40 protein-coding genes and 2 tRNA genes are annotated in these 21835 nt (G+C 56.1%); 3 read left to right on the top strand and 39 right to left on the bottom strand.

What is annotated here, in order from left to right; genetic code table 11:
- Positions 1-257 precede the first annotated feature (257 nt).
- Both HD598_RS10635 and HD598_RS13860 read right to left on the bottom strand, forming a co-directional pair.
- Positions 258-1019, bottom strand: a complete 762-nt coding sequence (locus tag HD598_RS10635; RefSeq protein WP_183665790.1) for an HNH endonuclease — start codon at positions 1017-1019, stop codon at positions 258-260.
- A gap of 176 nt (positions 1020-1195) precedes the next feature.
- Positions 1196-1459, bottom strand: a complete 264-nt coding sequence (locus HD598_RS13860) for an HNH endonuclease (protein ID WP_183665788.1) — start codon at positions 1457-1459, stop codon at positions 1196-1198.
- A gap of 78 nt (positions 1460-1537) precedes the next feature.
- Between HD598_RS13860 and HD598_RS10625 the strand changes: the two genes are divergently transcribed.
- Positions 1538-1894, top strand: coding sequence for a hypothetical protein (locus HD598_RS10625; RefSeq protein ID WP_183665786.1), 357 nt, complete (start codon positions 1538-1540; stop codon positions 1892-1894).
- Here HD598_RS10625 and HD598_RS10620 read toward each other — a convergent pair.
- From HD598_RS10620 to HD598_RS10525, 21 genes are all read right to left on the bottom strand, one after another.
- Positions 1877-2068, bottom strand: a complete 192-nt coding sequence (locus HD598_RS10620) for a DUF7455 domain-containing protein (protein WP_183665784.1) — start codon at positions 2066-2068, stop codon at positions 1877-1879. The two genes, HD598_RS10625 and HD598_RS10620, sit on opposite strands and share 18 nt — an antisense overlap.
- Before the next feature lie 283 nt (positions 2069-2351).
- Positions 2352-2840 (bottom strand): GIY-YIG nuclease family protein, encoded by a 489-nt coding sequence (locus HD598_RS10615; protein ID WP_183665782.1) that lies wholly within the window; start codon positions 2838-2840, stop codon positions 2352-2354.
- A 20-nt stretch (positions 2841-2860) separates the two neighbouring features.
- The gene (locus HD598_RS10610; protein WP_183665780.1) at positions 2861-3466 is read right to left on the bottom strand and encodes a hypothetical protein; all 606 of its coding nucleotides are present in this window, start codon (positions 3464-3466) and stop codon (positions 2861-2863) included.
- Positions 3463-3669: a hypothetical protein gene (locus tag HD598_RS10605; RefSeq protein WP_183665778.1), complete on the bottom strand. Its 207-nt coding sequence runs from the start codon at positions 3667-3669 to the stop codon at positions 3463-3465. Before HD598_RS10605 ends, HD598_RS10610 begins: the two co-directional genes overlap by 4 nt.
- 220 nt (positions 3670-3889) lie before the next feature.
- The gene (locus HD598_RS13600) at positions 3890-4018 is read right to left on the bottom strand and encodes a hypothetical protein (protein WP_260170542.1); all 129 of its coding nucleotides are present in this window, start codon (positions 4016-4018) and stop codon (positions 3890-3892) included.
- A 344-nt stretch (positions 4019-4362) separates the two neighbouring features.
- Positions 4363-4617, bottom strand: a complete 255-nt coding sequence (locus HD598_RS10600; RefSeq protein WP_183665776.1) for a hypothetical protein — start codon at positions 4615-4617, stop codon at positions 4363-4365.
- Complete coding sequence (locus HD598_RS10595) at positions 4614-4841, bottom strand: hypothetical protein (protein ID WP_183665774.1); 228 nt, start codon at positions 4839-4841, stop codon at positions 4614-4616. The genes HD598_RS10600 and HD598_RS10595 overlap by 4 nt, the downstream gene beginning before the upstream one ends.
- Positions 4838-5002 carry a hypothetical protein gene (locus HD598_RS10590; protein ID WP_183665772.1) on the bottom strand — a complete coding sequence of 55 codons (165 nt, stop codon included), beginning with the start codon at positions 5000-5002 and terminating at the stop codon, positions 4838-4840. The genes HD598_RS10595 and HD598_RS10590 overlap by 4 nt, the downstream gene beginning before the upstream one ends.
- Entirely contained in the window at positions 4999-5370 is a 372-nt protein-coding gene (locus HD598_RS10585) for a DUF7448 domain-containing protein (protein WP_183665770.1), read from the bottom strand. Before HD598_RS10585 ends, HD598_RS10590 begins: the two co-directional genes overlap by 4 nt.
- Entirely contained in the window at positions 5367-5657 is a 291-nt protein-coding gene (locus tag HD598_RS10580; protein WP_183665768.1) for a hypothetical protein, read from the bottom strand. The genes HD598_RS10585 and HD598_RS10580 overlap by 4 nt, the downstream gene beginning before the upstream one ends.
- On the bottom strand, positions 5654-6043 hold the full coding sequence (locus HD598_RS10575; RefSeq protein WP_183665765.1) for a hypothetical protein: 390 nt from the start codon (positions 6041-6043) through the stop codon (positions 5654-5656). The genes HD598_RS10580 and HD598_RS10575 overlap by 4 nt, the downstream gene beginning before the upstream one ends.
- Positions 6040-6231 (bottom strand): hypothetical protein, encoded by a 192-nt coding sequence (locus HD598_RS10570; RefSeq protein ID WP_183665764.1) that lies wholly within the window; start codon positions 6229-6231, stop codon positions 6040-6042. Before HD598_RS10570 ends, HD598_RS10575 begins: the two co-directional genes overlap by 4 nt.
- Positions 6228-6740: a hypothetical protein gene (locus HD598_RS10565; protein ID WP_183665762.1), complete on the bottom strand. Its 513-nt coding sequence runs from the start codon at positions 6738-6740 to the stop codon at positions 6228-6230. Before HD598_RS10565 ends, HD598_RS10570 begins: the two co-directional genes overlap by 4 nt.
- 105 nt (positions 6741-6845) lie before the next feature.
- On the bottom strand, positions 6846-8063 hold the full coding sequence (locus tag HD598_RS10560; protein WP_183665760.1) for a hypothetical protein: 1218 nt from the start codon (positions 8061-8063) through the stop codon (positions 6846-6848).
- Entirely contained in the window at positions 8051-8293 is a 243-nt protein-coding gene (locus tag HD598_RS10555; protein ID WP_183665758.1) for a hypothetical protein, read from the bottom strand. Before HD598_RS10555 ends, HD598_RS10560 begins: the two co-directional genes overlap by 13 nt.
- 11 nt (positions 8294-8304) lie before the next feature.
- Positions 8305-9555: a replicative DNA helicase gene (locus HD598_RS10550; RefSeq protein ID WP_183665756.1), complete on the bottom strand. Its 1251-nt coding sequence runs from the start codon at positions 9553-9555 to the stop codon at positions 8305-8307.
- Positions 9552-10313 (bottom strand): hypothetical protein, encoded by a 762-nt coding sequence (locus HD598_RS10545; protein ID WP_183665754.1) that lies wholly within the window; start codon positions 10311-10313, stop codon positions 9552-9554. The genes HD598_RS10550 and HD598_RS10545 overlap by 4 nt, the downstream gene beginning before the upstream one ends.
- On the bottom strand, positions 10314-10526 hold the full coding sequence (locus HD598_RS10540; RefSeq protein ID WP_183665752.1) for a sigma factor-like helix-turn-helix DNA-binding protein: 213 nt from the start codon (positions 10524-10526) through the stop codon (positions 10314-10316).
- A 155-nt stretch (positions 10527-10681) separates the two neighbouring features.
- Positions 10682-11029, bottom strand: coding sequence for a hypothetical protein (locus tag HD598_RS10535; protein ID WP_183665750.1), 348 nt, complete (start codon positions 11027-11029; stop codon positions 10682-10684).
- A gap of 165 nt (positions 11030-11194) precedes the next feature.
- A complete protein-coding gene (locus HD598_RS10530; RefSeq protein WP_183665748.1) occupies positions 11195-11464 on the bottom strand; it encodes a hypothetical protein in 270 nt (89 codons plus the stop codon).
- A 445-nt stretch (positions 11465-11909) separates the two neighbouring features.
- Positions 11910-12221 (bottom strand): hypothetical protein, encoded by a 312-nt coding sequence (locus HD598_RS10525; protein WP_183665746.1) that lies wholly within the window; start codon positions 12219-12221, stop codon positions 11910-11912.
- Between the two features lie 66 nt (positions 12222-12287).
- Here HD598_RS10525 and HD598_RS13595 point away from each other — a divergent pair, with 66 nt between their 5' ends.
- A complete protein-coding gene (locus tag HD598_RS13595) occupies positions 12288-12422 on the top strand; it encodes a hypothetical protein (protein WP_260170541.1) in 135 nt (44 codons plus the stop codon).
- 157 nt (positions 12423-12579) lie between these two features.
- Here HD598_RS13595 and HD598_RS10520 read toward each other — a convergent pair whose 3' ends face one another.
- The 13 genes from HD598_RS10520 to HD598_RS10465 form a co-directional block, all read right to left on the bottom strand.
- On the bottom strand, positions 12580-12747 hold the full coding sequence (locus HD598_RS10520) for a hypothetical protein (protein WP_183665744.1): 168 nt from the start codon (positions 12745-12747) through the stop codon (positions 12580-12582).
- Positions 12734-12988, bottom strand: coding sequence for a hypothetical protein (locus HD598_RS10515; protein ID WP_183665743.1), 255 nt, complete (start codon positions 12986-12988; stop codon positions 12734-12736). The genes HD598_RS10520 and HD598_RS10515 overlap by 14 nt, the downstream gene beginning before the upstream one ends.
- A 67-nt stretch (positions 12989-13055) precedes the next feature.
- Positions 13056-14273: an AAA family ATPase gene (locus tag HD598_RS10510; RefSeq protein ID WP_183665741.1), complete on the bottom strand. Its 1218-nt coding sequence runs from the start codon at positions 14271-14273 to the stop codon at positions 13056-13058.
- A gap of 102 nt (positions 14274-14375) precedes the next feature.
- Positions 14376-14813, bottom strand: coding sequence for a single-stranded DNA-binding protein (locus tag HD598_RS10505; protein ID WP_183665739.1), 438 nt, complete (start codon positions 14811-14813; stop codon positions 14376-14378).
- On the bottom strand, positions 14814-14936 hold the full coding sequence (locus HD598_RS13590; protein WP_260170540.1) for a hypothetical protein: 123 nt from the start codon (positions 14934-14936) through the stop codon (positions 14814-14816). It abuts the gene before it with no gap.
- Positions 14933-15634, bottom strand: coding sequence for a recombinase family protein (locus HD598_RS10500; protein WP_183665737.1), 702 nt, complete (start codon positions 15632-15634; stop codon positions 14933-14935). Before HD598_RS10500 ends, HD598_RS13590 begins: the two co-directional genes overlap by 4 nt.
- The gene (locus HD598_RS10495) at positions 15631-16482 is read right to left on the bottom strand and encodes a PD-(D/E)XK nuclease-like domain-containing protein (RefSeq protein ID WP_183665735.1); all 852 of its coding nucleotides are present in this window, start codon (positions 16480-16482) and stop codon (positions 15631-15633) included. The genes HD598_RS10500 and HD598_RS10495 overlap by 4 nt, the downstream gene beginning before the upstream one ends.
- Complete coding sequence (locus tag HD598_RS10490) at positions 16479-16871, bottom strand: hypothetical protein (protein ID WP_183665733.1); 393 nt, start codon at positions 16869-16871, stop codon at positions 16479-16481. Before HD598_RS10490 ends, HD598_RS10495 begins: the two co-directional genes overlap by 4 nt.
- Entirely contained in the window at positions 16868-17317 is a 450-nt protein-coding gene (locus tag HD598_RS10485) for a hypothetical protein (protein ID WP_183665731.1), read from the bottom strand. The genes HD598_RS10490 and HD598_RS10485 overlap by 4 nt, the downstream gene beginning before the upstream one ends.
- A gap of 73 nt (positions 17318-17390) precedes the next feature.
- Positions 17391-17768: an HNH endonuclease signature motif containing protein gene (locus tag HD598_RS10480; protein WP_183665729.1), complete on the bottom strand. Its 378-nt coding sequence runs from the start codon at positions 17766-17768 to the stop codon at positions 17391-17393.
- Complete coding sequence (locus HD598_RS10475) at positions 17765-18040, bottom strand: hypothetical protein (protein ID WP_183665727.1); 276 nt, start codon at positions 18038-18040, stop codon at positions 17765-17767. Before HD598_RS10475 ends, HD598_RS10480 begins: the two co-directional genes overlap by 4 nt.
- A gap of 69 nt (positions 18041-18109) precedes the next feature.
- Positions 18110-18298 carry a MerR family transcriptional regulator gene (locus HD598_RS10470; RefSeq protein WP_183665725.1) on the bottom strand — a complete coding sequence of 63 codons (189 nt, stop codon included), beginning with the start codon at positions 18296-18298 and terminating at the stop codon, positions 18110-18112.
- Positions 18298-18531 (bottom strand): helix-turn-helix domain-containing protein, encoded by a 234-nt coding sequence (locus tag HD598_RS10465; protein ID WP_183665723.1) that lies wholly within the window; start codon positions 18529-18531, stop codon positions 18298-18300. The genes HD598_RS10470 and HD598_RS10465 overlap by 1 nt, the downstream gene beginning before the upstream one ends.
- Before the next feature lie 178 nt (positions 18532-18709).
- On the opposite strand from HD598_RS10465, the gene HD598_RS10460 reads away from it, so the two are divergent.
- Positions 18710-18898, top strand: a complete 189-nt coding sequence (locus tag HD598_RS10460; RefSeq protein WP_183665721.1) for a helix-turn-helix domain-containing protein — start codon at positions 18710-18712, stop codon at positions 18896-18898.
- Positions 18899-19213: 315 nt separating this feature from the next.
- On the opposite strand, the gene HD598_RS10455 is transcribed toward HD598_RS10460, so the two are convergent.
- The 3 genes from HD598_RS10455 to HD598_RS10445 all read right to left on the bottom strand — a co-directional run bounded on the left by HD598_RS10455 (position 19214) and on the right by HD598_RS10445 (position 21835).
- A tRNA-Met gene (locus tag HD598_RS10455) sits at positions 19214-19287 on the bottom strand.
- A gap of 58 nt (positions 19288-19345) precedes the next feature.
- Positions 19346-19417: transfer RNA gene (locus HD598_RS10450), tRNA-Thr, on the bottom strand.
- Positions 19418-19519: 102 nt separating this feature from the next.
- Positions 19520-21835, bottom strand: coding sequence for a DEAD/DEAH box helicase (locus HD598_RS10445; protein WP_071894921.1), 2316 nt, complete (start codon positions 21833-21835; stop codon positions 19520-19522).

The following is a 21835-nucleotide window of genomic DNA, read 5'->3' as shown; positions in this document are numbered from 1 at the left end:
TAGCTTCCGGTCTCCAGGCTGTCGAGGAAGGCTCAATTTGCTTCACTCCCCCTTGATTTGAATCTTCGGCCTCTACAAGCTCGATTGATTCAATCTCCTTGGAGATCTCGCGAAGCTGTCGCATCAATGCAGCCAAGTCGCGCGCCAAAGTCTGTTCGTTGTCAATATGCGCCGCAAGAACGCGGCGCATTGCGTAGAGCTCATCAAGTCGCGTTCCGCCATTTATCGCGCCGGATACCGTGGTGATATGCGAGCTTTCAGACGGGGCTACAGATCGGAGCTGCTTTTTTCCAGCCAAAAAGATCACCCACTTTCGAGGCGTCTAAATCGCGACGCTTCGCATTACAGTACATATGCGCCGTTCTAAGGTTTTCAGGGTTATGATCGCCACCCTTTGAGCGCGGGATAATGTGATCTAGCGAAGGGTAGTAATTCGAGCGCGGAAGCGCAGTATCGTCAACAGCCTCGTTGCATAACCAGCAGATCCAGTTATCTCGCTCGTAGATAGTGCGACGAACCTTGCGGTCGATCCATTCGACGCGTGGAGGCATTCCGCCGTTGTCGCGCTTCCACTTACTAGATGGGCCAATCCCATGAATGGCGCGAAACTCTTCTTTATACTTGCGATTCTTCTCAGCTTTTGAAGCCTTACATGCGTCGCAACGGCAACCGTGTTTGTATCCAGTCAGATTATGTCCATCGCCTATGCGACAGTCTAGGCATTTGGCGATACCCTGGGGCGCGGAGGTCTTATGCTCCCACATCTTCTTGCCGCATTCGCAGCATGTAAGACTGCTGCGTGAAAGCTTCTTTGCGTCCTGAGCTGATGAAATCGAGCGGCCACCATTGGAAGCAAGGCGGAGAGCGTCCTCCGCTGGTACTGAATTGCGAGGCGCGGAATGAACCTTTGTCGCGTCACCGTATTTGCGGAAGCGCTGGTAATGCTTCGGGCACATGCCGCGAGTGAGCTTCCCGGGCGTGTGGCTGACATCCTCGACAGAGCATGCAAGAATAGGCATATCGAACTCCTAATCAGTTCGGTCAAGCCCTGAGTTGTTAGCGCAACGTCAGGGCGTTTCTATGTGTGGAAAAACATTTCTAGCCAATAGGGCATTTGTGGAATCGGCTGAAAATATATAGCTACGCCAGAGGAGCGACCATTGGCCGGGGGGTGAGGGTAACCTGCCACTCCTTCTCACCAAATCCCGGACGACTCAACCTCGATCGCCTCGATTGTCGGCGTGTCGCGGCGCGTTGACGATCCAAGCCTCTGATTGCACAGGCGACAGATCACGCGGACGTTATCAAGCGAGTCTCGACCGCCTTTTGCGTGCGGAATAACATGGTCAACCTCAGGGCTATTAGGTCGGCGCGAGTACTCCCAGTCGAGAGGAACGCGACACAGTGGACAGTTGAATAATCCAACTTCGAGCGCTTCCTTTAGCGCTTCGTTGCGCACGCGCTTCCACTTAGCGGTTCCAGTCCTCGACACGTAACACCCCTTGCATTCATCCACCAGATAGCCAAGACTTAGCGAATGGGCATCTTCTCTGACAGACCAACGGATAACTTCGGCACGCTCTTGCTGTACAAGAACGGCGACATTGAAGATCTCAGCAAGCCAAAGGGTGAGCGTCGTCAATCCCTTATCGGCGCTGAGATCGAGCTAGAGGACGGCGCTGCACTGTCGAAGCGCGTAACGGCATCTCGCGTGCTACTGACTGGCGTGTTCGCATTGGCACTCAAAAAGAAGAGCGGCGGCGAATCCTGGTTGTCGGTAACCTCGCCGGATTTCTCATGGCTTCTTGAGGTGGACCGCAAGGATGCAGCTAAGGCAACGAAGTTTGTGCAAGCGTGCAAGCAACGTCAACGTGAGCTACTGCTCAACGCTTAGGTCATCCCCCGCAAAGCTCCACACGTAACAATCCACTAGCCCAACGATCAGACCCGCAACCTCGCGAGCATGGTGTTGGCAGAAATGTAGATCCCCCGCGATCAGACCCAGCCGCGCATAAGCAAGCACAGCCGGACCGCAACGATCGCAGGTCTCTTGGTCAATGTCTTTCATGACACCGCCCTAGAAAGTTTGACGCGTACTATTCGCCCGGTACGCGGTCGGTCGGAGTCGTGCGCACGCGGTCAATTCAGCTGCGGACTCTCGGTAAGCAAATCATCGAAGAATCGAACTTCGGACTGCGGTTTTGGAGACCGCCGTGATACCACTTCACCAATGAGATAGGGAATGCCCGCGGTGCGAAAGGAAGGGAAACTCACCGCGGGCATAAAAAAAGACCGCCGAAGCGATCTGAAATGTTTTGTAGGGTCGTCAATTACGCCCTCGCATAACGATTCTAACAGTAAATTGGTCCGCTTGCATACCTTGATGGGCCACGAATTTCCATAACCATGTTCTCCGTCTGCTCGTTGTAGCTAAACCATTCTCGGCCAGCTACAAGATGTTCACGGAATTGTTTATGGTAGGCGGCTTCGTCCTTGCGAGTTCCTTGCTGGAAATGCAGCAGGGCATCCGCTTGAAGTGTGCTGATCCTCCCTCTTAGGTTCGACGTCCAGCCGATCTTCAACATGTCCATTACGCGAACGAAGTAGACGACACCCGGAAGATTCGGGTCACCGAAGTCGGCTCGCTCGTCTTTTGCGTTCTCAACTTCGGCACCATGCAAGACCTCGAACTCTGCCCATGCTTTAGCGAGGTGGCGCTCACATAGTGGCATGTGTTGTGTGGCGTGCGCCTTGCGTTCACAGTGAGGTATGCAGCATGTTGCTTCGGTGTCAGTTCGACCATATACAACACCGCCTCTTGCTCCGCCGAAGTTGCGCACGTGGCGGGACCTTTGGTTACTCATCGTTTGCTCCTTTCGTATTCCTTGAGAACTTCTACTGGGTCGTATGCAGGATGCCCGCCTGTTTCGATCTTCTGGATCTTTTTTAGGAACACCCATTGGCGTAGCGTTCCAGCGTGGATGGTGACTCCTAGTTTTTCTTTGAACCAGGGGATGAGGTGTCGCGCTGGCATTGGTTGGACGCCTTGGAGTTTGAGGCGTGTTTCCCATTCGGTGCGCGTCACTTCTGGCTCGCCGTCTACGAGTAGCTTGGCGGCCTTGGCTTGACTTTCGATGTACTGCTTTGACCATGCGCCGTCTTGATGCGTGGCGTATTGGTGTGGCGTGTACGCGAGCGCCATGTTGAGGTTGAGTGCGAGTTGGTAGGCGTTCAGGTTCATTGGTGGTTTTGATCCTGCTTTGCCACCTCCACCACCACGTGCTGCTTTCTGGGTGAAAGCCTTCTCAATGTTTGTACTTATGAGCTTGAGGACTTCGATTAGACGCGGGATGTCGCTCATGGTTTTGGCGAGTGATGTTGTGCAGTCGCCGCAAAGATAATGGGTGGTCGGTTTGTCACAACCGCCACCCGTGCATTCTTGTTCGTAAACGAATTTCTCGCTCACAACTCCCCCATCCTCGACAACGCCAACCGTCGCGCAGTCAGCTCGGCCGTTTCGCGTCTAACCCTCATGTCGTGCGCCACCATTTCGTCGGTGAGTGCGCGCCATTCTTGATCCAGGTCTTGCCGCTCCCTCCACAGCGCGAACGTCCACGCGGGGAGGATGATCAGCAACAGGATCCCGATTGCAGCTAGAAACTCGGTCATGGTCTACCTCCGTAATTGGTCATAAAAAAAGACCCTTTCGGATCTAGTGCGAATTGCAGTGCGTCGTGCCAGTCTTGGAATGGTCGCCGGTGCAGCATGTATCGGCTCGTGCGAATCTCGACGCGCCACATGGAATCCAGCGCGCTCCAGTAGATGCGGGGCTTAGTCACGCCCACGATCAGCCGCTGTTGAATCACAAACGGATCCTTAGTTGGCTCGCTCATGGCTTGCCGCCCTTCTTGATGATCGGCTTCATGCCGTAGCCCCGAAAGACTTTTCCGCACACTAGGCAGATTCGGTAACGCTTACTCCAAGCTCCTGGTTCGTAGCGTCCGTAGTGCTTAGTCATTTCCGCGCCTCTCTGCTCCGATGCGCATTTCTGGGTACGCATGGAACCCCATCCGGTAAGCCTCGGCAGTGCTCGTCGCGCCTTCCTTTTGTGGTTCACATTCACAGGCAAGACTTACCGCCTTGGCCTCAATCAGCGCGCAAATAGCGTCATAGATTCTCATTCCGATACACGCAGCCAATGAACACCGTCTTCGCGCCCTTCGCGCCACTCACGGCACACATGCTTCTTGTTGCAAACCGTGCATTTGATCACTGTGCCCACTTGGAAATTCTCAGCAGGCGGAAGTTCGCAATCGTGGCGAGGTGGTGGCGTTGATACAATTTCCCACTTATTTGGTGCGCTCATTTCAGATCCAGCCTTTCTTCGACTTGAAGCTTTAGCTCTTCGCGGTCAAACGTCCCCTGTGATCGTGCTGAAATTTCTAGCGCGTGCAGTAGGTTCGCCGTGCGTTGCTCGTAGGCGAGAGCGAGGCTGGCGTGCGTGTTGGCGTCAATGGTTGCCATCATTGCCGTTGTCTCAGTCCACCCCTCGTCCTGGATGAAATTTTCCCCGGCTGTTTCAATGATCTTCAATGCATTGTCATAGTGCTTATTCATAGTCCACGCTCCTCGACTGGTTCGGCATATGGATTCGTTGCCAGGCAGAGGGCAACGGTCGTTTCTGATTCCATCGTCATGTCCTGCAATGCGCGCACGCCGTTGATCCAAGCCGTCGCCATGAGCTCTTTCTTCGAGCCTTCAAGCCGGTCGGTCATGCCCACGATCAGGCGGGCGAGTTGGTTGTTGCGGGTCAGTAATTCTTCGTAGGTTGGCTCACTCATGATTCCTCCAGATTTCGAAGCTTCATCATTTCGGCCTCGCTTTTGAGCTTCATCGCTTCGATCTCGCGAACCGCATTATCGAGGCGCTTGAAGAAGCTGGGAGCGTCATGGCGCTCAGGAATGCTAGGAACAATGTCCAAGTTGCAGGTTGGCTCACTCATGATTCCTCCGTAGGCTTCTTGATGATTAGCGCGATTGAGTGGCAGTAGTATCCGCTAGTCGAGTTGCCGTCGATTTCTATAGCGCACACAGCTTTATCCACGGATAGGACGGTTAGCTCCCAGTGCTCGTCATACTCGTCTTCGCCAAGGTTTTTATACTGCACCGCGGTTATGGCATTCTCGGTGAGGTCTATCTTCTTGAGGATTCCGTCGAAGTAGGCACAGCAATCTTGAACATCCTCAAGTTGAAGCACCGTCCGGTCACTCAATGTAATTTCTCGGGTTTCTTCATTGATTTCGGTAATGGTTTTACCGATCAGAAGGCTGGCCAAATCTTGCTCGCCTAGGTCATAAATGCGTTCGCTCATAATTCCTCCAATAGGTTTTTCATTTGCGTGATTGCGTGGTTTATTCCGGTGATGATGCCTTTGTGGTAGGGGCAGTAGTCGGGGTGTCCGCCTGCTGCGATTGTGGTGCAGGTGTTGCATTCTTCGGGGTCTTGGTTTTGGTTTTGTTGCATCCATGTGGCGACTGTTGCGAGGCCGTATGGTGTGAGTTCGTAGCCGTTCGGGAATTCGCCATACCCGTTCCTTTTTAGTTCCAGATCACTCCGGCCCCCGGAGTGCACGATGTATGGCAGTTCGATGTCGCTCATGATTCCTCCAAAGCGTTGTTGATTGCCTCGTCAATTTTTTGCGCAAGAATGTCTTGGCCGACTCCGAACCCCTCCGCGTAGCTGTCGAAGCCCTCTGGCGGAAGGTCGCCTTTGGTAATCTCGCGCACAGCTTCCACCGCAGCAGTGAGCTTCGGGAGCGCGGTTCGTGCGGCGATGATAAACTTCCGATCCTCCGGCGTGTATGTATGCGCCACAGGGTTCACATCCACCCCCTCAATGGATAGCTCCCCATTAGGGATGACCGCTTCAGCGTTCCCCACCATGAGCATGTTGTTCATGTGTTCGGCGCCGTCCTGATCAAGCCATGCAGCCCACGGCCCCGGCGTTGCTTTCTCGCACAGTGCTTTCAGTTCTTCGAGGCTCATGCCCCGCTCCTTACTCGCGCAATGGCGATTCGTTGTAGTTGTCTGATGCCGTCCTGTTCCGGCTTCCATGTCGCGTAGGAGTTGCGCAGGATCGTGAGCCGGTCCGAGTGGTCATTGCGGCGCTGATCGGCACGCAAGATCACGTAACCGATAGCGACGATGGTTGCCGCGATGATGGTGGGCTTCATGACTCACGCACCACGAAATCGGCGGGCTTCCATGCGGTGATGTGCTCGGCATAGTGAGATTCCCATCCGTTAATCCGCATGGAACCAACCCATGCTTCATAGTCATTCAACGTCAGCCACCACTCGCCCTTCACTCCGCGCACTTCCGTAGCGAGGATCACGGCAGGGGCTTCGGTAGGCAGTTGCGGCGCTGGACGGTGGAGGATGCGGAAGGTTGACTCTTCTTCGCGGTAGCCGATATATCCACCTTGCTCCGTGTAAAAGCTCCCGGAGCTGCTGATGTGACCCACGATTCCGGCGTACACCTTGCGCACTCCATTGACATTCCATGTCACCTCAATCTCATCCCCCTCGCGCACGTCCTCCCAGCTAATCGGCTCACCCTCGCGCTTGGCTGGGAGGGCGTTGGCGAGCTTGATGTAACGCTCTCGCGCCGCAGTTGAATAGAGTTCCCATTTACCAAAGCCAATTTCCTCGGCTACAGCCTTCACTTCTTCTTCCGTAAACATTTCCGTTCCTTTCACAACAAAGCCCCTCAAAGCGCTTCTAAGGGGCTGGGATTATTCCGGCGAGTATTTACCCGCCTTAGTGGTTTGCGCGTCTTAGAGCGCGGGTTACGCCGCGATAGCAGCGCGCTTGGTGAGGTAGATGATCTGTCCATCTTCAATTTCCGCGATGACGACACCAGGTGAGCCAATGTCACCGGTTCGGTGCTTCCACCAGACTGATTCCGCTTCCATGCTCGGAGCCATGCACCAGATCACCCCGGAGCGCTCAAAGACTTGGAAGTGGTGGCCGTGCCCCGTGAGCAGAAGTCTCACGTGACCGACTGGATTGTTGGCGAGCTTGTTGCGAGCTATCCACGCCATGACGCGATCACCACTTGGGAAGCCCTGAATGAGATGCCCGTGCGCGTGACCGATCACCAGCCCGCCAACTTCCACAACGACATCCGCGTGATCATTGCCGGGTACAAAGCACTGAACATGCCTGTAGCGCTTCCGGTTCATCCGCAGCGAGTCATCTACCGCGATCAGCGACTCCACGCTCCAGTCGTCATCTGAGCGCGTGCCCACAGGTTCGCGCATTGCTTGACCGTGATTCGATGGGACGGCGACAACGGTGACCTTCTGAGCACCCGCATCCACGAATCGGTCGATGATTTCCAGCATGGTTCGTCTCACGATGCGCGTTTGCTCGGTGATCGTGATCGGAGTGCGCCACATGTTCTTGCCACCTTGTGAGACGACGCCCTCAAGTTCATCGCCAAGGAATGCGATATGCACCCACGGACGACCGGAGCGCTTGAAGTCATGCACTACGTCATCCACGATGCCGTTGATGCGTGTTGCCAGATCCACGAGCGGGTTTTCAGACTTGCCCACCTGCCAGTCGGCGATAGCGAACACGAACGCCCCACCCTTTTTCGTGCCGCGCTTCTTAGTAGGAGGTTGCGCCGTGATTGCCGCGATGATCTCGTCCATGTCCACGGACTGACCGCGTGGCACCACCTCGATGCGCACCGACTTTAGCGGCACTGACTCAACAATGACGTCGCCGCTTTCGTCCTTGGTTCGCCGCAATCCGTCCCAGTGTGTGGACTTCGCGCCGGTACCAGGTTTGAGCATCCACACTTTCGGATCAAAGTCATGCTCAATGAGGATCGAGTCAATGTCATCAGCGTCGGCGGGGAGGATTGACGACGTGAGCGAATACCCGCCGTCTACAGTCTCCTTGCGCTTCTCCCACGCCTTGGTGAACGTCGGAATCTGCACACCCTTTGGAGCGCCCGGCGCGACTGGCTTGTTCAGTAGATCCTCTAGTGCTCCCATGCGTGACCCGCCTTGAGCTTTTCGCGCATGGTCTTGACCATTGAGATGCTGGCATGATGCCCAACGGACTTGAGCGCTTCGGCTATGACGGTAGGGCCAATAGCTAGATTCTCGACGGCCTCACGTAGCGCTTGCTTGTCGTCGTCGTCGAGCGTGGCGTAAATCTTTTCCAGCGCGCATAGTGTGCGGATTGGCTCGGCTTGCTTTGCGAGTGCTGCTTTTAGGCTCATGGTGTCCCTCTCTAGATCTTGTCTTCAATGCGTGCGTAGTGACCAACGAAATCCATTGACGCGCCACCTGTTGGCCCGTGGCGGTTCTTGGCAACGAGCATCTGGATTTCATACTTCTTGTCGCCGTCAATTTCTCGATGCAGAAGAATCACAACGTCGGCGTCTTGCTCGACCGCGCCAGACTCGCGAAGGTCACTGATGCGTGGTCGTCGATCCTCGCGTGACTCACTGCCGCGATTGAGTTGCGATAGTGCAATGACCGGAACGTTCAGCTCCATCGCCATAACCTTGAGCGCCCGCGACATTTCCGCGACGTACTCATGGCGTGGACGACGATCACCTGGCGCTTGGTTCATGAGCTGGAGGTAATCAATCACGACGCCCGCGAGAGGCTTGCGTCGGTGGACGTTGCGAACGAATCGCTTGATGTCCGTGATGGATGCGCCCGCGTTGTCGAGCACTCCGATGGGCAGCGACTGCCTTGCGTGTCGCCATTCCGATACCAGCGCCCAATGTTGCGGTGCGAGCGTCTTGCGCATGAGTACTTCCATGCTCAGTGACAGCTCGGCGGACATGAGACGAATGTTCACATCGTTCTTGGACATTTCCAGCGACACGAAAGCAACCGAGCCGTGCTTGCTCAGTTCCCGTGCGAGCTGCAACCCCACGACCGACTTGCCCACGCTCGGACGCGCACCAACGACGTACAGCGCGCCGGGCTTGAGTCCATTCATGATCCGGTTCAGCGATCCCCATGGCGTCGGAATATCGTGCGTCTCAGATTCGAGATACGCGATAGTGTCGCCGATGGTTTCGCCGATGAACTCAACGCGAGATGTGCGCACCGTGGATTGCGTGCCGTCAATGATCGAGCGAGCCGCTTCAACAATTGCGTCCGCGTCTCCCCCGTCCTCGACCATTTGCCGAATCTGACCCGCCGCCGTGGACACTCTGCGAAGCGTTGCCGCGTCACTGACGATGCCCGCATAGTATTCCGCGCTCGCAACTGTTGGAGTTGATTGTGCGGCTTCGTGGAGTAGTCCAGGTTTGACCTTGACGCCCGCAAGTGTGAGCTCATTGCCTACGGTGAGAACGTCAATCGGCTTACCTAGGTTCTTCATGTCTGCCACGACGCGGTGAATCTGCTCGTAGACGGGTTGGCGATAGTCACTAGGTGAGAAATCAAGTTCGTCTAAGACTCGACCGCCGCTAAGGATCAATGAGCCAATGACGGATAGTTCAGCTTGCTCAATGTCGCTCATGAGTTGCCCCCAATCTGATCCCAAGGTGAGTAAGTTTCTTTCGGCTTGATCACTTCGTCATCCCATCTGCCAGCGTTGAGCCAAGTAGCAGGATGTGGAATGTACTGAGAGTCAGTGACGTCAATCTTCTGGATACCCTCAAGAATCTTTTGAGGATCAGCTAACTTCATAGCTTTCGAGTAAGCCTTGATAGCTGCTTGCTTGCCAACCTTGCGCGGATAGGCTGCCCAGAACTCGGTGAACTCCATCGACGGCGTAGCCGGTGATGATGAAGTGTTTATATCTCTCTTTCTCTCTCTCTCTCTAGGCATGCGATCCGCAGTGCGATCCGCATGCGATCCGCTCGCGTCTTGCATGGCACTAGCATTGCCTTTCGCCTGCCGTTTGCTATGCAATGCGAGTGCCCCTGCTCGCCCTGCCTCGGAAGCGCGCTTAGCTTCTTCCGATGAGCGGTTGTGCTCTAGAAAGTCGTGGACGTAGATCTTGCCCTCTGGGACTTCTGGGCACGCAATGCAGTCATGTCCGGCGACATGCCATAGCCCGGCATCGAGTAGTAGTCGCGTATCCGCACTTGTGCCGCCGATCTTGCGCTCCATTGCTCGACTAACCGCAAGACCGTTCGTGAGATGCTGGGCGCAATACAAAATGGATGCTGCGTGCATAAGTACAGCCGAAACACTCACGTCCAGAACGGGAGACATTTTCGGATTGTCGAGATACCCGATATCGAACTTTGCGAAAGCCCGCTTGTCTGCCAACTACTTCACCGCCCGACGAATCAAGCCGCGAACTGCTACTTCGGTTATCCCGTAAGCGTCCGCGATTTCTTGATTTGTTAGGCCGTGTTCCTTGGCTATCCGTGCGTAGTATCCACGGTGGATGTTGTGCTTCTGATACTCGTCATTGGCGAGCGCGAGAAACGTCCTCGCGATTTCTTTGCGGCCTTCCAAGCCGTCTGTGGGTACACTCATTAGTGCCACTCCTTGTCAGTGGTAGGCCCCGGGTTTCAGTGTTGGTAGCACTGCCGGGGCCGTTTTTCTTACCACTACTAGTATATCGAACCTGTGTGCGATTTTGTTGCGCTGTGGGTGATTGATCATTACAATTTCGCTTTTCATTCGTTGAGTCACGTCAGCAGCCTCACCAAATCACCCAGCGTCATGGTCACGTACTGATCCTCAGCAGCACCTTTTCCGCGCCGTTTATGGATCACCATGCCCACTTGAGCGTCGTCGTTCAGGCGCTCTACTTCGGCCTCGGCGATCCAGGTTCCAAGCTCTAGCCGGTTCGTGTTTTTACACTCGACGACGATGCGCTTGCCCGCATATCGCCAGCCTGAAATATCCCCACGATCCGAAGCGCCACTCTTTGCGCGCCGTTCAATCCGATCGTCAATCACTGCCGCGAGATGCTTCACGATGAGCGTTTCAAAGCTCGTTCCAGCGGCTCTTGCAGATGCTCTACTTCGGGTCACGGTTCCTCCATTTGCAGTAGTCGAGTTCGGCCTCTTGGCGCGTGTCTCGAAGTGGTGCGCCGTCGTATTTCGCAGCGAACTTATACGGCTTCACAAAGTAGGATCCGGCGACTCGTGCGCTTGTCGTAGTCGGGTGAGGATTACTGCAGTGCGGGCAGATGGTGATCACGCCGCCCACCCCACGACGCTAGGAATCCCACGACGGCGGCGATCCAAGACGTAAGCCCTTAGTCCCTCGTTGCGCCTTAGAACGTCGTCAGGCAACTTGGCGGGGATCTTGACATTGGATGCTTCAAGCGGCTTCAAGAACACCTTTTCGCGGCCTGTCATGACGCGCCGAAAGCAGGTTGCGCAAGATGCTCGCCCGTCCGGCGTGATCCCGTAGTAAACGACAGTGTCCGGCGCTTCCTTGGCCGATACTCCAGTGCGACGCATGGGGCGTTCGCAGACTTTGCAGTGACTTGGTGTTGTTCTTGGCTTAGGCATTACTTTTCTTCCTCTCGAAAATTCAAAATGTTGTCGTGTGGCACTTTGCATTTGCCGCGCCACATCCACTCGCCGCACGTTCCGCAGCGGGCTACTTCCGCATCTGCGTAGTAGAGGCGGTCACGTTGCTTGCGCGCTCGCCAATCCTCGACGGCGCTGGTTTTCGTCCACTCAGTCGCAGTCATGGCCGTCGTCTGCCCACTCGAAACTTGGCGGCTCAATGAACACGGGCATCGCGTTTACTGGTGGACGATGGCACGCGCATTTGTAGTCCTTGTAGCATCCGTGTGCACCCTCGCAGCAGTAGTGATCGCAGTCGAACGGGCTGTGGAATGTGGCTTCAACTTTGTTGCTCATGACTTCCTTTCGGGCATAAAAAAAGACCCTGTGTGGGTCAGTGGTTGATTTGGTCTCGCAGCTTGCGGTTCTCCGTGGCGTACCGTGCGCGCAATACCTGTAGGAGCAGAATGTACTCCTTGGCCTTCTTGAGTTTCGCGGTCAGGTCGTCAACTTCCGCTTCCCATTGGTCATTGGTTTGCGGGTCCGTGTCAGTGCCAGCGAGTAGGCGTCCTATTTGCCGGGCAAGTGACTTTCTGCCAGTGTCTACACCTAGCTGGAAATCGCTAGTGGAAATAGGCTCCTCGCCGTAAACCTCTTTGACGATCCGCGCCACTTCATCCATAAATTCGGTGCGATATTTGCTCACGTTTCCTCTTCCTTTCCATTTCCCGATCAGCGCGTGCGGATGCTTTATCACCCGTGGGATCTCGGTATGTCTGCCGCGCTCGATGGTCTCGTTCTTCGCTGGTATGGTGTTCGCATCGTCGCTGGTGGTAGCAGACGCCTAGACCGTTTCGGCAGCACTCGCCGTCGCAAGTCACTCTGGATCCTCGACGTCAACGCGTAGGGTCCTCATGGTGCCCGTGATGGATTCGCTAAGTTGCCGCAACCCATATGAGTCCGTCGCGTGCGAAATGCGTTGTATGCGCCAGTACCACTCGACGGCATCACGTGCATCCCTGAGCGCTCTGTATACGTCCAGATTCGCGTCTGGCACATGGCCTTTAGTCGTCACTGAATATCCACCGATCTTCCACGCGGCCTGTCGTGAGCGCGTCTCCGCTGACTGGGTATGCGGTGCCGTCCTTGGCGTATATATAGTTCGCCGTCTCACACGTGGCGATCTGTGCAAACCAGCGGCTCAGGTGCGCGTCGTCGTCAATTTCCGACATGTTCTTCCTCCAGGTTGGTAGCTAGTGAGTTGAGTGCGTCCACGGCATCCGAGACCGCGAAACCGTCGCGCAATGTCCAGCGCCGCTCGCGTCCGCCGTGGTGAAACATGAACGTCAATCCGTCGATGCCCCACGTGAACTCATAGAAAGCGCCGCCGTGAGCCTCGATGCGCTCCAGCGACTTCGACGCTTGCCGTAGTAGCGATTGCATGAGGTAAATGTGATGATGGGCGTAGCTCATGACTTCCTCTCAGGTATGCCAATGGCGCGCCACTTAGGACGCGCCACGGCATATTGACTAGTGATTGTTAGTTGATTACTTCGCCGTCTTCGATAACGATTCCGCGACCGTCGCCGTCGCTCACCATTTCGATCCAGACTTGGAAGTCGTGAGCCTTAGCCATCGACTCAATGAGTGCAAGGTTGTCGCTGTCGAGTAGTGAGCCGTCTGCAATGCGAATGACGCGCAACTTTGGATTGAGGGCAATTGCCATAGCGAGCGACACTCGGAGCTGTTCGCCGGAGGACGCTTGCTTGAACGGCACACCCTGATAAGTGACGCCGCCTTCGTCGAATCCAAGTCCGTCAATCGGGAACTTTGCGCTCGCGAGTCCATCGGCGCGAGTCTTGTCGATGGTCTCAATCTCAGTCGTAAGCGCCTCATACTTCGCCCGCAGAGAGTCCTTTTCGGCCAGCTTTTCGCGTGCGGAATTATTGACGCGAATCGCGGCGTTAGTGTCCTCGACGGTGGCGAGCCGCGACTCTAGGTCGGAAGTGTCGTGCTCGACATTCTTCTTGAGCCAGTTCTTCGCATCGACCCCATTTGCGATCAGGCGTTCCAGCTTGCGTTGCAGTAACTCGATCTGCTGAGTAACCTCAGACGCTTCGGATTCCGACTCGCTAAGCTGCTTACGCCATGCGGCGACATTCCGGTTATGTTCTTCGGCCTCCCTGATCTGGCCGATGATCTCCGATGCGCTGGACTCTTCGACGGGCAGTGAGTCATCCACCGCAACCTCACCAATGGACTTACCCTGCCGCCCGATATCTGCGCGCTCATCGAAAATGCACTTGCGGTCAGCGTCGAGCTTTGCAGGATCAAATGGCAACTCAACAAGATCCAGGAGCGTCGCCACCTGATCCTTGTCTGATAGCTGCGTGAATGCCAGCGGGTCGAGTGAGAGCCTGCCCAGCAGTCCATCGAGGTGCGCCTGACCTTTGCCGTAGGTCGCGCCATCCTTTGACTTGACCGTGATTGTCGAGCCGGATTGCGTGAACTTCCGGGTAACGGTCACATCCTCAGTCTCAACAACGATTTCGGCGCGCTCTTCACCCTCGCGAATCGGCTTCGGCGTCACCTTTGAACTTACGCCGCCGAGAGCTGCCGTGATGCTATCGAGGATGGAGGACTTGCCTTGGCCGTTCTTGCCGGAGATGATAACCAGGTTTCCGTCTGGGTCTGGCTTGATTTCGACGGCTTTGAGGCGCTTGTAGTTGGTCGATTCCAACCGGATGATTTTGGACATTGTTTCTTCCTTTCAGGACAATGGCGCGCCCGTCATGAGCGCACCACGGCATAAAAAAAGCGCCACACAAGGCGCGGGGGTTGTAGTTTGGATTACAAGGTTTTAGAACGGTGGAGCGTCGGATTCGAATCCGCCAGCGCCAACAGCTTCCCACCCGCTCGATTCGGCGGGGGCTTGATTCGTCCAAGCGTCATTCGCGGGCTGTTGCTGTGAGCGTTGACCTCGTGGCGGGTGAATGGTGATTGCGTTGGCGCGAACATCGAGCGAAAGAGCCTTACCGTTCTTGCCCTCGTACTCGCGACTGTAGAACTCGCCGTAGACCGTGACGCGAGTTCCTTTTCTGAGTAACGGCGCGTACATCTCTGCGCCGTCCCACATGTCAACGTTGAGCCATTGCGACGCGGTAGTTTCCCACTCGCCGTTCTCCAGCTTGCGACTCTTGGAGTCATTGGCGCGGAACTTGAGAAACGCAACCCCGCTCTTCGTGAACTTCATTTCTGCATCAGCGGCGAGATTGCCGGTGAACTTGATTTCAGCCATTTACTGGTCCTCTTTCATTGCGTCGTAGGCGGCATCTGCTAGGTCCCAGACGTCCACCTCGGTTACTTCGTCGGGTTCTTCGTGGTAGTGGCGCTCAAGTCGTGCGAGGTTTGGGAAGTTCACTCCTCCTCCTTGCGCCGCGCAACCTCGGCCTCAACAAGTTCGCGGGCTTCGGGATTCGCTTGCCAGATGTTGCGGAGCTCTTCGGCGTTGCAGGCCGTGACGATTCCAGCCCAGTTTTTGGGTTCCGGAATTTCCACCACAATGACTCCGTGATCTTCCTCGACCGGATCAGCGAGGACGTTGACGGCGCTCTCTGCCGCTTCCGGCTGACCAAATGACTCCAGCTCTTCGCTTGAGTATTGGATACCGTGGAGCGCGTCTGGCGCTCCGTTCCTGCACACCTCGGTAATGGCGCGGGCTTTCAGCATTGCGCCGGGGTAACTCTTCCACGTTGGCGTATTCAGCCCCGCTTGCTTCGCCTTCACCAAGTCCCAGCGAGACTTGAACGCGAAGTCTGGATCATCCTTGCGAACAAGCACCGCTTCCGCGAAGGTATCGTCACCCGTGACACGGAGCTTGTGCCCAGCGCGCCGAACAAGCGTGCCAATTAGGTCAGCGCTCGCAGACGGTCGCCCATTGATGACGTGAACCGAAGTGATTGCGTGAATCGGCTTCATGTCCAGTGCTTCCGCGAATTCGATTGCATAGAGCAGGTTCGCGGGGTTGTTCTGAAAATGCTTCGGCAATAGGTTTGAGCGCGACAGCGTTTGCGCGTACTCGACCTTGTTGCCGATCTGGTTTTTGACTAGTTCGGTCATCGTTCTAGCAACTCCTCTTCCTTGTAGAAACTCCAGCGTGGCAATTCCAGGGGCTTCCCGATTAGGTAGCCCGGCCATACGCCGGTCTTGGTGCATTCGTTGTAGACGCGGATTCCGCGCTCTACTAGCTCAGCGCCGCGCGCCACGTCCGTGCTGTGAATCTGGTGGACATTCGGTAGGTACGGGGGTTCTTTCTCGACTGTCACGAACAAGAACGTGAAGTCCTCGCCGTAAGCCGCCTTGACGCCCGCCGTGTAGTGGGCTTGTTGCAAGTGGTAGCCATACCTTGCCGCCGATGAAGCGAAGTCGTCCGGAGCGGCGCTCACCGTCGTCTTGAGGTCAACGATCAGGTTGCCCCGCTTGCCGCCGACGTGGAGCGCGTCAGGTCGGCACTTGAGCCTCGTTCCCGTCTCGTGTTCCCAGAAGATGGAAACTTCCGGCTCGTGACCAATGAACGCGTTTCGTGCGAGTGGGTGCGTCATCACTGAACTGCGCATGGCTTTGACCGCTTCAAACTCTTTCGTTAGCAGCGGCACGAGGCCCTCAGCGTAAGCCGCTTGGCGCGCTTCCTTGGCCGCCTTGGATAGCCAGTTTGGCGCGTCAATGACCTCAAACTTTGAGGTGTCATTCTCCAGGATTAGCGAGTGCGCCGCCGTCCCGATATCAAACGTTGTCGAGTGCGTTTGATTATGCGACTCATACAGATAATGCGCTGGGGTTCGAGTCGCCAACGTCTTGATGCTTGAGCTACCCAGCGCGGGGTTCGCATGATATGACGTGTTGCTCAAACCTTTGGTAACCGTGGCCATACCGAAGGTTTCGCTAGTTTCCTTTGGTATGGAGCTCACGGGGTCACCTCGAATACCTCAGCGAGGGTCCACTCTTGGATATTGTCGTCGGTGTGCCATTGGGTGTCGTTGATGCGCTCAGGTGAAAGCCACACTTCATACATGGCGAGCATCATTCGCCACTTGCCCTCAACCCCGCGAACCTTGGTCGCGATGATCACTGAACCCGGCTCGGTTGGCAGCTTCGGGGTTGGGCGGTTGACGAGGATGTAGGTTTTGCCGTCCCTCTGGCACCACAAACCTTCCCCTTCGACCTCAACGCAGAGGTCGTCAGCGTGAACCGCCGTAATCTCACCCTTGGACGTCCACTCCACCTTGCGACGCACCCATTCACGCCGGATCGTATCGCCAACACGGATGTCCTTGAACTCAATTTCGCGCTCGCTCACGGGGTCACCTCGAAGATTTCGATGTGGTGCCACTCTTCGATGTGATGCGGGGCCGCCCAGAGCACATCGGCTTCTCTAGTTAGGTCGAAGAGGCTCCATGTCCCATTAGCACCGAGCCTCGCAAGCCATTCGCCAGTATCGAAGATGATCTTCGTCACCTTGATGCGTGAACCTGGCTCAGTCGGCAGCGGTGGGGCTGGACGGTGGACGAGGTAGAAAGTGGTCGCCTCGGCATAGTCATCAAAGAACCAACGGAGGCTGTCGTCCTCAGAATTGCCGACGTAGACCTTTTCGCTATCGACATGCTGAACGATTCCGGTAGCCGTCATCTCCACGCCAAAGACTTCATACTCGCGCCGGATTCTGTCAGATACTCGCGCATCTGATAGAAGAATCTGTTTTTCTATCACTTCTTTTCCTTTCAGAGTGCCCACGCCGCGATGCACGGCGCGAGAATGATGATAAAAACGAAACCCACGCCAGCGAGGACGTGGGATAGAGGTGGGTAGTCGGTGGGGTTCATGCTGCGGCCTTTCGTTCAAGGCGAGCCTTACTTGCGGCTCGCTCGATGCGCTTTGCTTCTCGGCATTCTTCGCAGCGACACCCGCGCTTGTAGGCCGCCCCCGTCCCGCATGGGAACAGTCCGCGCTGTTGCTGAGTCTTTTCCTTATGGCATTCAGCGCAGAGCACTTGGCACTTGGCTAACTCAGCCTCACGGAATGCCTTGCCGCCTGACCAGATGCGGTGAGTCACCTTCTCGCTCGGGTCGATGTGGTCAACTTCGAGCGATTGAGTGGATCCGCATTTGACGCACGACTTGCCCGCCATAAACTCGGCGCGATTCTTCCGCGCCCAGTTGCGCATGTACTCGCGGTGATATTCCTTGGCGTAAGTCATGCCGCCACCTGCTCATTTGCGGCTTCGCAGTTGTGGCAGAGCTTGTGCCATGGTTGGCCAGCATCTGCACAGGCGACAGCTTCTTCGCCAACTGGATCCGAATAGCCGATAATGCGCATCAAGTCCGGGTCGTAGTGACCTTTCTTGAAGTTGGTTGCGAGATTGTGCGCCCGCGCCTTGGATAATGGCTCGCCGTTCGCAGATGCAATATCCAAGAGCGCATCGCGAATCTCGGCCTTGGTTGCCGACTTATCTACAAACCTAAAAAACACAGAGTTCTCCCTATGAAACTCAGTCTCCGAAAAGAAAGAGGGTGTTACTTGGTGGGTGCCGGATGTCGGCTAGTTGTCTGAGTCGTATTCAGACGGGAGGGCTTCAAACCACTCTTGGAGTTCCTGCGCTCCGAGTACTGGACGCGAGGTGGGATACTTCGCCACGAGCCGGTTAGCGCGGATATGAGCGCGGATAACATCGGCACTCACGCCATACGCGGCGGCGGCTTCCTGAACGGTGTAGGCGGCCTTTTCCATTAGGCCGCACTCCTGTGCTCAGTCTTGAACTCTTTAGGCAAGAGGCTGTTTGGGTCTACATCGAGGGCAATTGCAATGCGGGCAAGCTCATACACGGTGAAGTCTGTACCGCCAGCTAGCTTACGGATTAGCGTGGTGCGCGGAATCCCGGTCTCTTTAGCGACTCCGTAGACGGTTGCGCCTTCACGCTTCTTGATCGCCTTGGCGACTCTCTGGGCTGTTTCGTTGATCATGATTACGACAGTACACGACCATTTGGACGCGTGCAAGTCCATATGGACGTATTCAAAAGATTTTCCCGGCTGGTCGCGCGCACGCCCAAAATGGTGCTAGTGTGTCCATATGGATATAAACAATCCGCTATCCCAATCCATAGCGAACCAATTGTTCGCAAGGATCAAGGGGCGTGGCATGTCAATGCAGGGAATCTCGGAGCGCACCAATATAGGCATCGGCTCACTGAGCCGCTATGTCAACGGCAAACGGGATATCCCAGCACCGCTCTTTGCACTCATTTGCAAGGAGGTGGGATTAGATCCTGGCGAAGTGCTGCGAAATGCTATTGAAGAGTTCACTAGGGCAGACTCCGGTAGCAAGTGATATCGCCGCAACATCGGTTGCGGTCAACTTGGAGAGCGTCACTTCTAAGGAGGTGGCGCTCTCCTCGTTTGGCGTGGTGCTCAATACTTCCATTGGCGACACGAGTCCCCCTCGGGTAGGCGATATTCCGAAAGCCTACTTTGCGGCACTGTCATTTAGAACATTATTTCGATAGCTTGCGATGTAGAGGGATAGCGTAGGCTCACATACTTTTTGCGAATGGGTACACCTATGGGTACACCTAGCCACTTTCTGCCTGAAAATTTAGACAAAAAAAGACCCCCAGATCGTTGTGATCTAGGGGTTTTTTAGGGGTAGCGGTGGCGGGACTCGATCCCGCGACCTCACGATTATGAGTCGTGCGCTCTAACCAGCTGAGCTACACCGCCACGAATGAAGACGCCCACGCCGCGCCATTTTGCAGGTGCATTGTGGGCCTTCATTCAGAGCCCCCCACGGGAATCGATCCCGTGACCTCAGTCTTACCAAGACTGCGCTCTACCACTGAGCTAGGGGGGCAACGAGGAAAAATTCTACCGAAGTTCTCCTCAAATCCGAAATCGAGAGTGGTGTGTGCTCACACACACCACTCAAATCGCTTCGGAAGCCTTATTTTTAGGCTTAGTCGCGGCGAAAACCACGGTTTGGACGTGACGCCCCGAAGGTCTTTCCGCCGTGACGAGGCTTGCGGAAGCCACCTTCACGATTGTCAGAAAAATCACGTTCTGGACGATCAGCGCTTGCAGCGCGGTCGCCACCGAAGCCGCCACGGTCACCACGATCGGCGCCAAAGCCACCGCGCTCAGCACGGTCTCCGCCGAAACCACCACGATCGGAACGCTCGCCACCGAAGCCGCCGCTACGGCCACCACGGTCGTCACGGTCCTTACGGAAGCCACCGGAAGAACGTCCGCCGCCACCGAAACCGCCACGGCTACCGCCACCTTCACGACCGCCACGGTAGCCACCTTCGCGGCCACCACGATCGCCGCGGTCCTTACGGAAGCCGCCACGGTCGCCGTCGTCATCACGTGCAGGGCGACGACCATTGTCCAATTCAAGATGAATCAGCTGGCCACCAATGCGCGTGCTGCTCAAGCGATCAAGCGTTTCGCGGGAAAGATCGGCTGGAAGCTCCACGAGGGAGTGATCCGCACGAATGTCGATGCCACCGATAGCGCTGGATGGGATGCCACCCTCGTTAGCGAGAGCGCCAACAATCGAGCCTGGCAAGACGCGCTGACGGCGACCCACAGAGATGCGGTAGGTAACGCCACCCTCGGAGCGACCGCGGGATGGGCCACGGGAACCGAAGCCATCACGCATGTCGCGGCCATCGCGGCCTTCACGAGCCTGCTTGGCAGGTGCTGCTGGAATTTCTTCCGCGAGCAAGAGTGGGCGACCACCCTGTGCCATGTGAGCCAACGCTGCAGCGATTTCAGCTGCAGTGACATCGTGAGTACCTTCGTACTTCTCCACGAGTTCGCGGAAGACACCCAAGTCCTCAGACTCGATGGTTTCCGTGATGCGCTCAGCGAACTTGTTCAAGCGAACATCGTTGACTGCTTCAACGCTTGGAAGACGCATGTGCTCGACTTCTTGGCGGGTTGCCTTTTCGATGGCGCGCAACAAGTACTTTTCGCGTGGCGTCATGAAGAGGATCGCGTCACCCTGACGGCCGGCACGTCCCGTGCGACCAATGCGGTGCACGTAGGACTCGGTGTCGTGAGGGATGTCGTAGTTGATGACGTGGCTGATGCGCTCAACGTCAAGACCACGCGCAGCAACGTCCGTTGCCACGAGGATGTCGATCTTGCCATCGCGCAACTGCTCAACCGTGCGCTCACGCTGCTGCTGTGGGATGTCACCGTTGATTGCGGCAGCGCGGAATCCGCGAGCCTTCAACTTGTCGGCGAGATCTTCGGTAGCCATCTTGGTGCGCACGAAGGTGATAACGCCATCGAACTCTTCGGTTTCGAAGATACGGGTCATGGCATCGAGCTTGTAAGGGCCCATTACCTGAACGTAACGCTGGCGAATGTTCTTGCCGGTGGTGGTCTGCGACTTCACCGTAACTTCTTGCGGGTTACGCAAGTACTGCTTAGCGATGCGGCGAATCGAGCTCGGCATCGTGGCAGAGAAGAGTGCAACCTGCTTGTCCTTGGGAGTCGACTCAAGAATGCGGTCAACTTCTTCAGCGAAGCCCATGCGAAGCATTTCGTCTGCTTCGTCAAGAACGACGTACTGAAGGTTGGAAAGGTCCAAAGAACCCTTCTGAATGTGGTCAATCACGCGACCTGGGGTACCAACAACAACCTGTGCGCCACGGCGAAGGCCGGAGAGCTGTGGGCCGTAGGGGGATCCACCGTAAACCGGGAGAACCGTGAAGTTTTCCAAGTGACGTGCGTAAGAAGTGAAAGCTTCGGCAACCTGAAGCGCGAGCTCGCGGGTTGGAGCCAACACGAGGACCTGGGTGTCGCGGCTAGGACCGTTGATGTCAGCAAGTTCTGCCATCTTGGAAAGCGCTGGAACGGCGAACGCGGCAGTCTTACCGGTACCGGTCTGGGCGAGGCCCACGACGTCATTGCCTTCGAGCAAGAGTGGGATGGTTGCTGCCTGAATGGGGCTTGGCTTCTCGTAGCCAACTTCCAAGAGTGCGGTCAGCACGCGGCCGTCGATGCCAAGGTCAGCGAACGTGACCTCCGCGTCATCCTTAGGAGCATCCTTCTTGGAGCGCTTCTCAGAAGACTCATCAGATGCGGATTCGGTGCGATCCTGAGCGGCTGGTGCCTGCTCGGAGGCAGCTTCTTGAACTGGAACTTCCTGGGCTGGCGCTTCCACGGAAACCTGCTCAGTCGCGGTTTCTTCTACTGGGGCCTGCTCAACGGAAGCGGTTTCAGCTTCGGTGGTAGCGGCGTCGTAATTATTTTCGGGCAT

This window comes from Neomicrococcus aestuarii, from assembly GCF_014201135.1.
Lineage (GTDB): Bacteria > Actinomycetota > Actinomycetes > Actinomycetales > Micrococcaceae > Neomicrococcus > Neomicrococcus aestuarii.
Note: the sequence above shows the minus strand (reverse complement) of the source record. Positions and strands in the feature narration are given on the sequence as shown.